This is a genomic window from Hydrogenophaga sp. A37 (assembly GCF_002001205.1).
In the GTDB taxonomy this organism is placed as follows: domain Bacteria; phylum Pseudomonadota; class Gammaproteobacteria; order Burkholderiales; family Burkholderiaceae_C; genus Hydrogenophaga.
Genome location: NZ_MUNZ01000119.1, coordinates 18,821 through 33,619 on the forward strand (window position 1 = coordinate 18,821; position 14,799 = coordinate 33,619).

Here is a 14,799-nt window from a genome sequence, read left to right on the forward strand (position 1 = left end):
ATGAAAGCCTACCGCGCCGCCCTCCTGAGATTTGATGAGCTGCAGCAGCCCGTGTACGACAGCGACGGGCTGCTGGTCATCGGCCCCGACGCCACCGGCCGCCAGGTCGTTCATGCCGCCGGTGACCATGCCAGCCTGATTCACCGTTTCCCCGGTGTGGCCGTGGAAGACCTGCGTGGCCGGATCATCGCGCCCGGTTTTGTGGACCTGCACATCCACTACCCGCAGACCGACGTGATCGGCGCGCCCGCTGCCGGCCTGCTGCCCTGGCTCGAGAACTACACCTTTCCACACGAGTCGCGGTTCAGCGACGAGGACCATGCGCACGAAGTGGCGGGCTTCTTCTTTGATGAACTCCAGCGCCACGGCGTCACGACCGCGCTCACGTTTGCCACCTCGCATCCCCAGTCGGTGGACGCCGCGTTCAAAGAGGCTCAGGTGCGCGGCCTGCGCTTCATCACCGGCAAGGTGCTGCAGGACCGCCACAGCCCCGACGGTGTGCGCGACGACACCGAACAGAGCCTCATCGACACCGAGTCGCTGATTCAGCGCTGGCACGGCGTGGACCGCCTGGGATACGCGATCACGCCACGGTTTGCACCCACCAGCAGCGAGGCGCAATTGCGTGGCGCGGGCGAACTGGCCGCGAAGTACAGCGATGTGTGGATCCAGTCGCACGTGGCCGAAAACCTGGACGAGGTGAAGTGGGCGGCCGAGCTGTTCCCGCAATCGCGCAGCTACCTCAGCGTGTACGGCGACTTCGGACTTCTGAGAAACCGCGCCATCTACGCGCACTGCATCCACCTGGACGCGGCCGACCGCACGCTCATGCGCGAGACCGGTGCGGCGGCGGCCGTGAGCCCCACGAGCAACCTGTTTCTCGGCAGCGGCTTTTTTGACTACGTGGCCGCCGATACTGCAGGCATGCGCTACGGCCTGGCCAGCGACGTAGGCGGCGGCACCAGCTTCTCGCCGTTCCACACCATGCTCGCGGCCTATTGCGTGGGCCGCGAAGGCCAGAGCAAGACCGGCCTGAGCCTCACACCCGGCCAGCTCTGGTGGCAACACACGGCGGGTGCCGCGCAGGCGCTGGGGCTGGGCGGCGTGGTGGGCAACCTGCAACCAGGGCATGAAGCCGACTTCGTGGTGATCAACCCGCAAGCCACGCCGCTGCTGGCGCGCAAGACCGCGCAGGCCCACAGCCTGGATGAGCTGCTGTTTGCGCTGATCGTGCTGGGCGACGACCGGTTGATCGAGCGCACCGTCGTTTCGCAGGCCGTTAGCGCGCGAGCGCGACGGGAACCTCCAGGATGAACGAGGCCCCTTGTCCGGGGCCGTCGCTGTGGACATGCAGACTGCCCCCCATTTCCTGGGCGGCCAGAACACAACTGTGCAGACCAAATCCATGCCCGTTCTTGCGCGTGGTGAAACCATGGGAGAACACGCGCGTCAGGTTCTCCGGCGCAATGCCTTCCCCGTTGTCCGTCACCGTGAGGCGCAGCACGGCACCTTCCACCCCTTCCAGCAAAGCCGCATTCAATGTGATGAGGTGGCGTCTGTCGGTCACCGTGTCCATGGCCTGCTTGGCGTTGCTGATCAGGTTCACCAGCACCTGCAGCACACGGTGCCGGTCCAGCAACAGAGAGGGCAAGGTCAGATGGTCTTTGATGACGTCCACTTTGTGCCGTGTCAGCGCGTCCGCATGCATGCGCAGCGCGTCGTCCAGCAGTTCGTCCACTTTTGCGGATTCAACAACACGCGGTGTGCCCGCGTACGACTGCTGGGTTGCAATGACTTGTTTGATGTGGTCAACGCTGCTGCACAGCGCGCCAAGTTCCGTCGCCATGGCTTCGTGTTCGACCTCCAATGTTCGGGCCAATTCGCGCAGATAGGTGGGTAACAGCTTGCCTTTGGCGTCCTGCGTCAAGAACTCACCCAAATCCTCGGTATGGGTATCCATCAGGCCCACAGCGCGAGCGAGCCCCTTGAGCTTGGATGTGCGCAACTGCGTGCCAATCAGGTCGGCCGACACGTTGACGCTGTTGAGCACATTGCCCACGTTGTGCAACACGTTGGTGGCGATCTCTGCCATGCCTGCCAGGCGCGCTGTCATCAGCAACTGGGCTTGAACCTCTTCAATCCGTCGCTCCGCTTCCTTCAGTTCGGACATGTTCTTCGACGTTCCAAAGGTTCCGATCAATTGGCCATTTCTGTCCCTCCAAGGGCCTTTGGTGGTGAGATACCAGACGATACGTCCATCAGGGTGAACGGTCTTTTCGCTCTTTTCGACAATGGGTTTTCCCGTGCGAATGATTTCCTCTTCATCGCGACAAAACTCACCCGCTCGATCCTGGCCATAGATATCGGCATCGGTTTTCCCGACCACATACGCCTCAAACGCCTCCACGCTGGCCATGTGCGAAGGCAGTGTGTCTTCATCCGTGTCGGGATGTGCTGCGCGATAACGGCTGATCGACAGTCGCAGGAGATTTTGAATTTCCGAACGGCTGGCTTTGACGAGGCGTGATTCCAAGTCCTTGAAGAAGATGGAATCCGGAGAGTTTTCCATCAACGTGCTCAGCAGGTCATGGTGATACGCCAACGCAGCTTCTGATTGCTTCAGAGCAGTAATGTCCTTGGAGATGCCAAAAGTGCCAATGATGACCCCGACATCGTTGCGCAGCGGCATTTTTGTGCTCAACGTCCACGACTCAGCGCGCCCGTCTTTCCAGATCTCCCGTTCCACTTTGCCGATGATCGGCTGACCTGTGCGCAGGATTTTCTGTTCATCCTCGTAGGCATGGCGGGCGTGCTCTTCGGAAAAAAAATCAAAATCCGTCTTGCCTACCAGTTCCGCTGGTGATGCGGCCCCAAATTGCAGTGCCATTGCGCTGCTGCATTTGAGAAAGCGGGACTGCGCATCTTTGAAGTGGATGTGATCGGGCGCGTTGTCCAGAAGCGTGCGCAACAGATCCTGCTCGTTGATCTGCGACGCGTCTATCGGGCCTTCCTCACCAGTGGCATCTGCCCCGGAGTTCAGGCCGTAGGGGGTGAGTTGTTGCAAATGCCACTTCTCTGTCAAGGAATGCACCACCTGAACGATTTCTACTGGATCAACAGGTTCTTTGAGGACCAGCCATCGACTGTTCGTTGCCCCCAGTGTGGCGAGCAGATCGCGGGGGAAAATATCCCAATGATCCACGCAAAGCACGATCTGGACCCTTGGATCGAGTGCCCAGATGCGAGGCGCTGTTTCGATCTCTTGCCAACCAGCCATTTGAGAAACGCGGATGAATACCAAGGCGTAGGGGTCCGCTGCCTGAAGAGCCTGTTGCACCAGCGCAAGGCACGCTTGCCCTTCGTTGGCACCCTCTAATTCGAATGATCCATTCGCGTTGATATTTTCAATGAGCGTATTGCGCAAGCTGCCATGAGTGTCGTTGCAGCTGTCCACGAAAAGAATGCGGCCTTTGCTTGGAGCAGATCGTTTTTTCATGGTGGAGCGCCTTGCATGAAGCGGTAATCAGATAACGAACAATGGCATCTCGGCTTACGTTTTGACCTGTCGTATGGGCAAGATGACGCGGAACGTGGTGCCCTGATCCAACACACTGGCCACCTCAATGCGTCCGTGATGTTTTTGCACGATGCCGTAAGACAGTGACAGGCCCAAGCCCGTGCCTTTGCCGATGGGTTTGGTGGTGAAGAAGGGTTCGAAGATGTGTTTGAGCGTTTCGGGCGGGATGCCAGAGCCCGTGTCGGCCACCTCCAGCCACACCTGCTCCCCTTCGGTTCCGGTGCGAATGGTGATGCATCCACGCTTTTCACCCATGGCGTGTGCCGCGTTGACGACCAGGTTCATGACCACTTGGTTGATCTGAGATGCCAGACATTCGATATCGGGAATGGCACCGTACTCTTTCACCAGATCGGCTTTGTATTTGATTTCGCTGGCCACGATGTTCAGCGTTGAGTCGATGCCTTGATGCAGATCGGCCCATTCCCATTCTTGCTTGGAGTTCACACGGGAAAAGTCCTTCAGGTCCTGAACGATCTGACGCACCCGCACAATGCCTTGTTTGGACTCCCGCATGAGAACGGGAATGTCTTCTTTCAAGAAATCCAGTTCCACGCGTTCGCGCAGAGCTCGCAGGCCTTCGACGATCTCGGGTGCGTGAACGCTGGTTTCGGCCTTTTCATATGCCGTGAGCAGCTCAAACAGCTGTTCGATGTAGCCCTCCAGCGTGCCGAAGTTTGAAAAGATATAACCAATCGGGTTGTTGATTTCGTGGGCAACACCTGCGGCGAGCTGACCGATCGAAGCGAGTTTCTCGGATTGAACCAATTGCCCTTCCAGATGCTTTCGCTCGCTGATCTCGTTTTGCAAAACCTCATTGACGGTGCGCAGTTCACTGGTGCGTTCTTGTACCGCATCCTCCAGCCGCGTGCGCTGCGCCGCTGTATCCAGCGTCATTTGCCACTTGGTGGTGAGCGCCGTGGCCAGCTGGAAGACCTCAATCGAATCAAAGGGTTTTTTCAGGATGAGCAGACGGTCGCGCACGTCCAGCCGCGCCAAGATATCGTCCCACGAGCTGTCGGCATATGCGGTGCAAATGACAACCTGCAACCGCGGGTCACTGCTCCAAAAATGTTCAATGGTTTGCACACCATCCCAGCCGGGTGGCATGCGCATATCCACGAAGGCCATGGCGTATGGTCGGTTTTCCCGGAGGGATGCCTCTATTTTTGACAGACCCTCCTGCCCTTGGTAGGCAGAATCGAGTTCAAAGCTGAGCAGGGTGGGTGCCCGGTCTTCGTCGCCAAACAATGCGGCTTCTACAGCGCTGAGCTCCTCGTGCTCCGGCGCCTGCGGCATGAGGATTTTTCGAAAATCCTCATGGATTGAAGGCATGTCATCCACCAATAGGATGCGACGGTTTTGCGGGGTCTTCATCGCTGGTCCTCCGGGTGTCAGTCTTCAGAATCATTAGAGCAGATTTACCTCTTGAGGGCCGGTATTGTTGCTTCCAGACGGGTGTGTCAAAGAGCATGAGGCATCAACCCCAACTTACAATCGCCGCCACAACAGGAGCCCCATCCCATGAGCATCAAAAGCGACAAGTGGATCCGCCGCATGGCCGAGCAGCACGGCATGATCGAGCCCTTCGAGCCAGGCCAGGTCCGGCAAAACGCCGCTGGCGAAAGGATCGTCAGCTACGGCACCAGCAGCTACGGCTATGACATCCGCTGCGCTCCCGAATTCAAGGTCTTCACCAACATCCACAGCACGGTGGTGGACCCGAAGAACTTCGACGAAAACAGTTTCGTGGACATCAACAAGGATGTCTGCGTGATCCCGCCCAACAGCTTTGCGCTGGCGCGCACCCTGGAGTACTTCCGCATCCCGCGCAACGTGCTGACCATCTGTCTGGGCAAGAGCACCTACGCGCGCTGCGGCATCATCGTCAACGTGACGCCCTTCGAACCCGAGTGGGAAGGCTATGTGACGCTGGAGTTCAGCAACACCACACCGCTGCCGGCCAAGATTTATGCGGGCGAAGGCTGTGCCCAGGTGTTGTTCTTTGAAAGCGACAAGGACGACGTCTGCGAGACCAGCTACAAAGACCGAGGCGGCAAGTACCAGGGCCAGGTCGGCGTGACGCTACCCAAGACCTGAACGAGGAGCCCATAGGCCCCTCGTGGTCATTTCCTGCATTGACATCTGTCATGCGGGACATGGGTTGATTGGGTAAAATCAGTTTGAATTTGTCGATCTCGTTCTGCCGAACCGCACAACGTATCTGGAGCGCCATCTTGCGCTGTATGGATTTTTGATCCTCTCGACCCGCATGTCTCAATCTTCTGCCGCCGTTTCACCCGAACCGATCCCGCTCGGGCAACCCCTGCCTCACCGCAAGGTCATCCGCAGCTGGCTCACGCCGATTTCAGAGCGTCGCACTGCGATTGCCGTGCTGTTGTTGGTGTTGGATCTGGCCGTGTTTTCCGGGCTGATCGTTGGTGTGGTGCTGTTTGACGCGTGGTGGGCCAAGCTGTTGTGCGGCCTTGCGGCCGGCTTCGTGATTGGCCGCTTGTTCATCATCGGACACGACGCCTGCCATCAGAGCTACACCCCGCACCGTGGTCTCAATCGGGTGCTTGGTCGCATTGCCATGATCCCCTCGCTCACTCCCTACAGCCTGTGGGAAGTCGGTCACAACGTGGTGCACCACGGTTACACCAACCTCAAGGGCGTCGATTTTGTGTGGGCGCCGTTGACCAAGGAAGAGTTCGAGGCGCTGCCACCGCGTCGTCGCCTGATGGAGCGCATCTACCGCAGTGGCTGGGGTCCGGCGCTGTATTACCTGGTGGAGATGTGGTGGAACCGCATGTATTTCCCCCGCAAGAGCTACATGGGCACCCGTCGCGCCGAGTTCACCTGGGATGGCGTGTTTGTCACGGCGATGGCCGCTTTGTGGATTGCTTCCCTGATTGGTGCGGCCTATGCGACCGAGCAGTCGGCCTGGGCTCTTGTGGGCTTTGGCTTTGTGGTGCCCTTCCTGTTCTGGAACGCCATGATCGGCTTCGTGGTCTATGTGCACCACACCCACACCTCGGTACAGTGGCACGACGACAAGCACGCGTGGGCCAAGGCCGCACCGTTCGTCTCGACCACAGTGCACATGACCTTCCCCATGAAAATGGGCGCGATGATGCACCACATCATGGAACACACGGCCCACCACGTGGACATGAGCATCCCGCTGTACAAGCTGAAGAATGCCCAGAAGATGCTGGAAGACACGCTGCCCGGGCGCATCATCATTCAACACTTCTCCTGGCGCTGGTACTTTGAAACGGCGCGCAAGTGCAAGCTGTACGACTTCACTCGCCGATGCTGGACCGATTTCCAGGGGCAGCCGACCAGCGATTTCAAGCCCGCTGTGGCCTGAGCACCTGCCGACTGGTACTTTCGCAAGCGCTGCCTCGGCAGCGCTTTTTTTATTGGCTGCTTCCTTTGCATAATGCGTTGTACCCCTGAACAACGCCTTCCTGGAGACTCGCCATGAAATGGGAAAACAACCGCCAATCGGACAACGTTGAAGACCGGCGCAACTCGGCCGGGGGTGGCATGTTCGGCGGCGGAGGACAGCGGCGTGTGGGCGGTCGGGGCATTGGTTTCGGCACCATCGTGATCGCCTTGTTGGCTGGCTGGATCTTCGGCATCAACCCGATGACCATTCTGGGTTTCTTGGGTGGTGGCGGTGATCTCATGTCCCCTACCACGCAGAGCGCCCCGGCACCGGCCGGAACAGGGAAGCCGCAAGACCAGATGGGCCAGTTCGTCTCTTCCGTTCTGGCGGGAACCGAAGATGTCTGGACCACCGTGTTCCAGCAGAGCGGTTCCCAGTACCAGAAACCCCGCCTGGTGTTGTTCAGTGGTGCCACACCCACCGCCTGCGGCACGGGCCAGTCCGCCATGGGGCCGTTTTATTGCCCAGGCGACCAGAAGGTCTACATCGATCTGAGTTTCTACGAGACCATGCGCCGGCAATTGGGCGCGCCTGGTGACTTTGCACAGGCCTATGTGGTGGCCCACGAGGTCGGACATCACGTGCAGAACCAGATGGGGCTGACGGACAAGATGGAACAGGCCCGTCAGCGCGTGAGTGAGCGGGAATACAACGCGCTGTCGGTCCGGCTGGAGCTTCAGGCCGATTGTTTTGCCGGCATCTGGGCCCACCACAACCACAAGAGCAAGGCCATCCTGGAACCGGGTGACGTGGAAGAAGCACTGAACGCCGCCGCCGCCATCGGTGACGATGCCCTGCAGCGCAAGAGCCAGGGCCAGGTCGTGCCCGACAGCTTCACCCACGGCACCAGCGAACAGCGCCAGCGTTGGTTCAACACAGGGCTGCAGTCGGGCAGCGTGAAGGCGTGTGACACGTTCAACGCGCGGGCCATCTGAAAGGGTGCTTCGCCTGGTGCAGGGCGAAAACTGGGTGAAAAGCACCCAAAGTGAGACAATACCGGGTTAACGCGTATCCAGCGGACGGTCTTGTTCCGCACGCACAGCAATGACCCAATCCTTCTCACAACTCTCCCTGTCTCCCCTGCTGGAGCGTGCCGTGGCCGAAATGGGCTACGAGAACATGACGCCGATCCAGGCGCAAGCCATCCCGGTGGTGCTGCAGGGCCGTGACGTGATGGGCGCTGCCCAGACCGGTACCGGCAAAACCGCCGCTTTCACGCTGCCGCTGCTGCAGCGCATGATGAAACACGATAACGCGTCCACGTCGCCGGCCCGCCACCCGGTGCGTGCGCTGGTTCTGCTGCCCACGCGCGAGCTGGCCGACCAGGTGGCCGAGCAGGTCAAGCTTTACGCCAAATACACCAATCTGCGCAGCACCGTGGTGTTCGGCGGCATGGACATGAAGCCGCAGACCGCTGAGCTGAAAAAGGGTGTCGAGGTGCTGGTCGCCACACCCGGTCGGCTGCTGGACCACATTGAAGCCAAGAACTGCGTGCTGAACCAGGTCGAATACGTCGTGCTCGACGAGGCCGACCGCATGCTCGATATCGGGTTCCTGCCCGACCTGCAGCGCATCCTGAGTTTCCTGCCCAAGCAGCGCACCACGCTGCTGTTCTCGGCCACCTTCTCGCCCGAGATCAAGCGGCTGGCCAACAGCTACCTGCAAGACCCGGTGACCATCGAGGTGGCCCGATCCAACGCCACAGCGTCCACGGTGGAGCAGCATTTCTATCGCGTGGACGACGACGACAAACGGGGCACGCTGAAAAAGATTCTGCAAGAGCGCGGCATCAAGCAGGCGTTTGTGTTCGTCAACAGCAAGCTCGGTTGCGCGCGGCTCGCGCGTTCGCTGGAGCGCGAAGGCCTGAACACCACGGCCCTGCACGGTGACAAGAGCCAGGACGAGCGCCTGAAGGCGCTCGAAGCCTTCAAGAGTGGTGCGGTCGACCTGCTGGTCTGCACCGATGTAGCCGCGCGCGGCCTCGACATCAAGGACGTGCCGGCGGTGTTCAACTTCGACATCCCGTTCAACGCCGAAGACTATGTGCACCGCATCGGCCGCACCGGCCGTGCGGGCGCCTCGGGCCTGGCCGTGTCGTTCGTGAGCGCGCGCGACGCGCGTCTGATGGGCGACCTGGAGAAGCTGCTGGGCAAAAAGCTGGAGCTGGAAGCCCTGGAACTGGAGGCGGACAAACGGCCTGCCGGGCACTTCAACGACGGTCAACGTGTCTGGCAACAGCCCGAAGAGGCCCGCGAACAGCGCGAGATCCGTGAAAGCCGGGGCAGTCGCCCCGAACGTGAAGCGCGAGCGCCGTCCAGCCGCCCTCCCGTGCGCCCGGCCCGCGCACCCGCCGATCCGCTGTTTGACAAGCCGTATGAGCCGACCCTGAGCGCTGACGCCACGCCGTCGTGGGAAACGGCACAGAAGCCGGCCAGCCGCCTGTCACCCAACATCAAGCCCCGCAAGAAGGTGCCCGCGCTGTTCAAGAGTGCGCCGGTGGCCGAGAACGGCTGAACGCCGTCAGGGGGTGTTGCCCGGTTTCCGGGCCTGGACGCATTTGACTGAGATGCGCTCCACCTCGGCTGGCGTTGCGCCTAGCCGTGCCGCCGTGAGACACCCGCCCCACACGCAACCCGTGTCCAGCGGCAGCAGGTTCGGCCGCTGCACATCGCCCAGCGTGGACCAGTGACCGAAGGCGATCGGCACGCCGGCCGTGTGCCGTCCTGGCACATCGAACCAGGGCATGAATCCCTCGGGTGCGGCGTTGGCGTCATCCTTGGTCTCGAACTCCATGACCCCTTGCGCCGAACAGAAGCGCAGGCGGGTGAATGTGTTGACGATGACGCGCAGTCGATCAGTTCCCCGCCAGCTGTCGCTCCAGAAGTCGGGCTGGTTGCCGTACATGTCCCACAGAAAGCGGGCCCAATCTGGACTGCGCAGCACCGCCTCGAGTTCTCCGGCAAGCGCCAGCGTCTGCGCCAGGTCCCATTGCGGCAGCACGCCAGCGTGAACCATCAGCCATCCGTGGGCGTGCAGCGCGACGGAGCGTGTGCGCAGCCAGTCCAGCAGCTGTTCGCGGTCGGGGGCGTCGAGAATGTCGGCGACGGTGTCGTTGCGGTGTGGCTTGCGCACGCCGTGTGCCGCGGCCAGCAGGTGCAGGTCGTGGTTGCCCAGCAGGCTGTGCGCGGAGCCTCCGAGCGCGATGAGGCGCCGCAGCACGGCCAGCGAAGCAGGCCCGCGGTTGACGAGGTCGCCCAGCAGGTACAGCGTGTCGCGGCTGGGGGAAAAACCGATCTTGTCGAGAAGGCGTCCAAGTGCGTCGTCACAGCCCTGGATGTCGCCAATGAGGTAGGTGGCCATGGGGCGATTGTCCATGTCCCGGCCATCGGAACAGGCGCTGCATTTTTCTGGGGGACAATTCCGCACAAGCCATGGACACCCTGCTCATCATCTTTCTCACCTTGCTCAACGGCGCCTTTGCCATGTCCGAGATGTCGCTCGCGGCCAGCCGCAAGGCGCGGCTCGCCGCGATGGCCGAATCGGGCGACAAGGGAGCGCAGGCCGCGCTGATGCTGCTGGAGCATCCCACGCAGTTCCTCTCTTCGGTGCAGGTGGGCATCACCTCCATCGGCATGCTCAACGGGATCGTGGGCGAGGCGGCGTTCAGTGGTGATCTGTCGCAGGCCTTGCAGGGCTGGGGTCTGACACCCGGCACTGCGGAAGTCAGCGCCACCGCCATCGTGGTGGCGGTCATCACCTTCGTGACCATCGTCTTTGGCGAGCTGGTGCCCAAGCGCATCGGGCAGCTATACCCGGAAGCCGTGGCCCGCGGCGTGGCGCGCCCGATGACCTTTGTGGCGAAGGCGGCCAAGCCCTTTGTGTGGCTGCTCACGCACACCACACAGTGGGTGCTCCAACTGCTTCGCATCAACACCAACGCACAGCAGCATGTGACGGAAGAAGAGATCAACGCCAGCCTGGAGGAGGGCGTGGACGCCGGCATCATCGAAGAGCACGAGCACCAGATGGTGCGCAACGTGTTCCTGCTCGATGATCGGCAACTCACCTCCATCATGGTGCCTCGCGATGACATTGCCTGGCTGGATGCGGAAGACCCGGTGTCGGTGGCGGTGCAGAAGGCCTGGACCACCGGCCACTCCTGGTACCCGGTCTGTCGGGGCGGGCTGGACGATGTGGTGGGCGTGATCCACCTGCCGCAGATGCTGGCGCTGCAAGCCGATGGCGTCGAAGACGCGATCATTCGCCATGTGCAGCCGGCGGTGTTCGTACCCGAGACGCTGACCGGCATGGAGCTGCTAGAGCAGTTCCGCGAACGTTCCACGCGCATGGTCTTCGTGGTGGACGAATACGGCGTGGTGCAGGGTGTGCTGACGCCGCTGGACATGCTGGAAGCGATCACCGGCGAGCTCTCTCCGCACGAAGACGTGGAGGCCTGGGCCACGCAGCGTGAAGACGGTGCCTGGCTGGTCGATGGCGCGATGCCGGTGCCTGAGTTGAAGTCGCGCCTGGGCATTGACGAGCTGCCCGACGAAGACAAGGGCCGCTACGCCACGGTGGCGGGTTTGATGCAGACGGTGGCCGGCGAGCTGCTGGAGCAGGGCGCCGCTGTCGAGTGCGCCGGCTGGCGCTTTGAGGTGCTGGTGCTCGAAGGGCGCCGCATCGATCAGGTGCTGATCCAGCCCGGCGCGGCAGAGCCTGACTGATGGCCTGAACGTCAGCGCGCTCGGCCCGCTTTCGGCTGGTGCTCGAACATCCAGTCCTTGAACGCCAGCGCCGCCGCGGAGAGGCGCTTTCCGCGTGGGTACACCACGTACCAGCGGCGGATCAGTGGGAAGCCCACCACATCGAGCTGCACCAGCTCGCCCAGCGCCAGCTCCGCCGTGACCGTGTGGGTGGAGAGCACGGCCAGGCCGAGCCCACCCGCCACGGTCTGTTTGATGGCCTCGTTGCTGCCCACCTCCAGCCGGTTCTTCAGCGTCACGCTCTGGCTGGCGAAGAATTTTTCCGAGGTGAGTCGCGTGCCCGAACCGGGTTCCCGCAGGATGAACGGCTCGCTCGCCAGGCGCTTCGGCGCGATGCGCTTTTTGCCCACCAGCGGGTGGTCGGGCGGCGCCACCAGCACCAGCGGGTTGTCGGCAAACGGCTCGCTCACCACGTCCAGCTGCTCGGGAGGCTGACCCATGATGCAGAGGTCGTCCTGGTTGTTCGCCAGGCGCTGCAGCAGGTTCTCGCGGTTGCCCACCACCATCGCCACGTCGATGCCCGGGTGCGCTGCGCAGAAGCCGCCCAGCAGCTTGGGCACGGTGTACTTCACCGTGGTGAGGATGGCCAGCTTCAGGCTGCCGCGCTCCACGCCCCGGAGCGCTTCCAGATCCTCTGACAGACGATCCATGCGCGTTTCAATGTCGGCGCAGGCTTCGGCCAAGGTGTGGCCCGCAGCGGTCAGGTAGATCTTCTTGCCCAGTTGCTCAAACAGCGCTTGGCCCACGGTTTCAGACAGTTGCTTGACCTGCAGCGAGAGCGTGGGCGGCGAGAGGTGCAAAGCCTCCGCTGCGCGCGCAAAGCTGTTGTGCTGCGCCACGGCGTGAAAGATGCGCAGCTGGTGGAGGGTGGCGTGTCGCAGGTTCATGGTGAACTCTATTGATAGATAAAAGTAAAACATAACAGTAAAAACATTTTACTTTTATTTATTGTTGTGGCGGCCAACAATCTGCACCAGTTCAGAGCAAACACGCCCCTTCAAGAAACATGCGGGGCGCTTTGGGCACCACAGTGAGACGTTCGACCACCCGAAATGGAGCAACCCGCAATGGCCACGAAAACCTACAGCGCCGGTGTCAAGGAATACCGCAGCACGTACTGGGAACCCCACTACACCCCCAAAGACACCGACATCCTCGCGTGTTTCAAGATCACCCCGCAAGCGGGCGTGGACCGCGAGGAAGTGGCCGCCGCTGTGGCCGCCGAATCGTCCACCGGCACCTGGACCACGGTCTGGACCGACCTGCTGACCGACCTGGACTACTACAAGGGCCGCGCCTACCGCATCGAAGACGTGCCGGGCGACGACACCTGCTTCTACGCCTTCGTGGCCTACCCGATCGACTTGTTTGAAGAGGGCTCGGTGGTCAACGTGCTGACCTCGCTGGTGGGCAACGTGTTCGGCTTCAAGGCCTTGCGGGCCCTGCGCCTGGAAGACATCCGCTTCCCGATCGCGTACGTCAAGACCTGCGGCGGCCCGCCCCACGGCATTCAGGTCGAGCGCGACATCATGAACAAATACGGCCGCCCGCTGCTGGGCTGCACCATCAAGCCCAAGCTTGGCCTGTCGGGCAAGAACTACGGCCGCGCCGTGTACGAGTGCCTGCGCGGTGGCCTGGACTTCACCAAGGACGACGAGAACGTCAACAGCCAGCCCTTCATGCGCTGGCGCCAGCGTTTCGACTTCGTGCAGGAAGCCATCGAGAAGGCCGAACGCGAAACCGGCGAGCGCAAGGGCCACTACCTCAACGTGACCGCGCCCACGCCGGAAGAGATGTACAAACGCGCCGAGTACGCCAAGGAACTGGGCTCGCCAATCATCATGCACGACTACCTGACCGGCGGCCTGTGCGCCAACACCGGCCTAGCCAACTGGTGCCGCGACAACGGCATGCTCCTGCACATCCACCGTGCCATGCACGCCGTGCTCGACCGCAACCCGCACCACGGCATCCACTTCCGCGTGCTCACCAAGGTGCTGCGCCTCTCCGGCGGCGACCACCTGCATTCCGGCACCGTGGTGGGCAAGCTCGAAGGCGACCGCGCCTCCACACTGGGCTGGATCGACATCATGCGCGACGATTTCATCAAAGAAGACCGCAGCCGCGGCATCTTCTTCGACCAGGACTGGGGCTCCATGCCCGGTGTGATCCCGGTCGCTTCTGGCGGCATCCACGTCTGGCACATGCCGGCGCTGGTCAACATCTTCGGTGACGACTCGGTGCTGCAGTTCGGCGGTGGCACGCTGGGTCACCCCTGGGGCAATGCCGCCGGTGCTGCGGCCAACCGCGTGGCGCTGGAAGCCTGCGTCAAAGCACGCAACGAAGGCGTGGCGGTGGAGAAGGAAGGCAAGACCGTGTTGATGGACGCTGCCAAGCACTCGCCTGAACTCAGGATCGCCATGGAAACCTGGAAAGAGATCAAGTTCGAGTTCGACACGGTGGACAAGCTCGACATCGCCCACAAGTGATCACGCCCCACCGATTCTGAAAGGAACCCACCATGAGCATGCAAGACTACAACTCCCGCCTCTCCGACCCGTCCAGCCGCAAGTTCGAGACCTTCTCCTACCTGCCTGCGATGACGAAGGACGAGATCCGCAAACAGGTCGAGTACCTGGTGAAGAAGGGCCTGAACCCGGCCATCGAACACACCGAGCCGCAGTACCTGATGGACTCCTACTGGTACATGTGGAAGCTGCCCATGTTCGGCGAGACCGACGTGGACAAGGTGCTGGCCGAGTGCGAGGCCTGCCGCCAGGCCAACCCGGACAACCACATCCGCCTGATTGGCTACAACAACTTCACGCAGTCGCAAGGCGCGAGCATGGTGATCTTCCGCGGGAAGACTGTGTAATCCCCCCGCGCCGCCTGCGGCGTCACCCCCCAAGGGGGCGATGCCTGTGGCCTGGCAAAGCCAGTTCCACGGCATCCCCGGTCACTGCACGCGCTCCGGACGCACTGTGGAGATTCCTCTCGGTGTGCTC

12 protein-coding genes are annotated in these 14,799 nt (G+C 61.7%); 8 read left to right on the forward strand and 4 right to left on the reverse strand.

Annotated elements, in window-relative coordinates:
* A complete protein-coding gene (gene guaD / locus B0E41_RS15660) occupies positions 1-1,314 on the forward strand; it encodes a guanine deaminase (RefSeq protein WP_077332092.1) in 1,314 nt (437 codons plus the stop codon).
* Here the strand turns inward: guaD and B0E41_RS15665 are convergent.
* Entirely contained in the window at positions 1,280-3,496 is a 2,217-nt protein-coding gene (locus B0E41_RS15665; RefSeq protein WP_077332093.1) for a PAS domain-containing sensor histidine kinase, read from the reverse strand. The two genes, guaD and B0E41_RS15665, sit on opposite strands and share 35 nt — an antisense overlap.
* Before the next feature lie 54 nt (positions 3,497-3,550).
* Positions 3,551-4,954: an ATP-binding protein gene (locus B0E41_RS15670; protein WP_077332094.1), complete on the reverse strand. Its 1,404-nt coding sequence runs from the start codon at positions 4,952-4,954 to the stop codon at positions 3,551-3,553.
* A gap of 147 nt (positions 4,955-5,101) precedes the next feature.
* On the opposite strand from B0E41_RS15670, the gene dcd reads away from it, so the two are divergent.
* From dcd to B0E41_RS15690, 4 genes are all read left to right on the forward strand, one after another.
* The gene (gene dcd, locus B0E41_RS15675) at positions 5,102-5,677 is read left to right on the forward strand and encodes a dCTP deaminase (RefSeq protein ID WP_077332095.1); all 576 of its coding nucleotides are present in this window, start codon (positions 5,102-5,104) and stop codon (positions 5,675-5,677) included.
* Positions 5,678-5,849: 172 nt separating this feature from the next.
* Positions 5,850-6,950 carry a fatty acid desaturase gene (locus B0E41_RS15680; RefSeq protein WP_077332096.1) on the forward strand — a complete coding sequence of 367 codons (1,101 nt, stop codon included), beginning with the start codon at positions 5,850-5,852 and terminating at the stop codon, positions 6,948-6,950.
* A gap of 113 nt (positions 6,951-7,063) precedes the next feature.
* Positions 7,064-7,966 (forward strand): neutral zinc metallopeptidase, encoded by a 903-nt coding sequence (locus tag B0E41_RS15685; RefSeq protein ID WP_077332097.1) that lies wholly within the window; start codon positions 7,064-7,066, stop codon positions 7,964-7,966.
* Positions 7,967-8,075: 109 nt separating this feature from the next.
* Positions 8,076-9,545, forward strand: a complete 1,470-nt coding sequence (locus B0E41_RS15690) for a DEAD/DEAH box helicase (RefSeq protein WP_077332098.1) — start codon at positions 8,076-8,078, stop codon at positions 9,543-9,545.
* A 6-nt stretch (positions 9,546-9,551) separates the two neighbouring features.
* On the opposite strand, the gene B0E41_RS15695 is transcribed toward B0E41_RS15690, so the two are convergent.
* Complete coding sequence (locus B0E41_RS15695) at positions 9,552-10,391, reverse strand: symmetrical bis(5'-nucleosyl)-tetraphosphatase (protein ID WP_077332099.1); 840 nt, start codon at positions 10,389-10,391, stop codon at positions 9,552-9,554.
* A gap of 71 nt (positions 10,392-10,462) precedes the next feature.
* Between B0E41_RS15695 and B0E41_RS15700 the strand changes: the two genes are divergently transcribed.
* Entirely contained in the window at positions 10,463-11,755 is a 1,293-nt protein-coding gene (locus B0E41_RS15700) for a hemolysin family protein (RefSeq protein ID WP_077332100.1), read from the forward strand.
* 11 nt (positions 11,756-11,766) lie between these two features.
* Here B0E41_RS15700 and B0E41_RS15705 read toward each other — a convergent pair whose 3' ends face one another.
* Entirely contained in the window at positions 11,767-12,681 is a 915-nt protein-coding gene (locus B0E41_RS15705) for a LysR family transcriptional regulator (RefSeq protein WP_077332101.1), read from the reverse strand.
* Between the two features lie 180 nt (positions 12,682-12,861).
* On the opposite strand from B0E41_RS15705, the gene B0E41_RS15710 reads away from it, so the two are divergent.
* Together B0E41_RS15710 and B0E41_RS15715 are read left to right on the forward strand one after the other, a co-directional pair.
* Positions 12,862-14,283: a form I ribulose bisphosphate carboxylase large subunit gene (locus tag B0E41_RS15710; RefSeq protein WP_077332102.1), complete on the forward strand. Its 1,422-nt coding sequence runs from the start codon at positions 12,862-12,864 to the stop codon at positions 14,281-14,283.
* Positions 14,284-14,315: 32 nt separating this feature from the next.
* A complete protein-coding gene (locus B0E41_RS15715; RefSeq protein WP_077332103.1) occupies positions 14,316-14,669 on the forward strand; it encodes a ribulose bisphosphate carboxylase small subunit in 354 nt (117 codons plus the stop codon).
* Positions 14,670-14,799 lie beyond the last annotated feature (130 nt).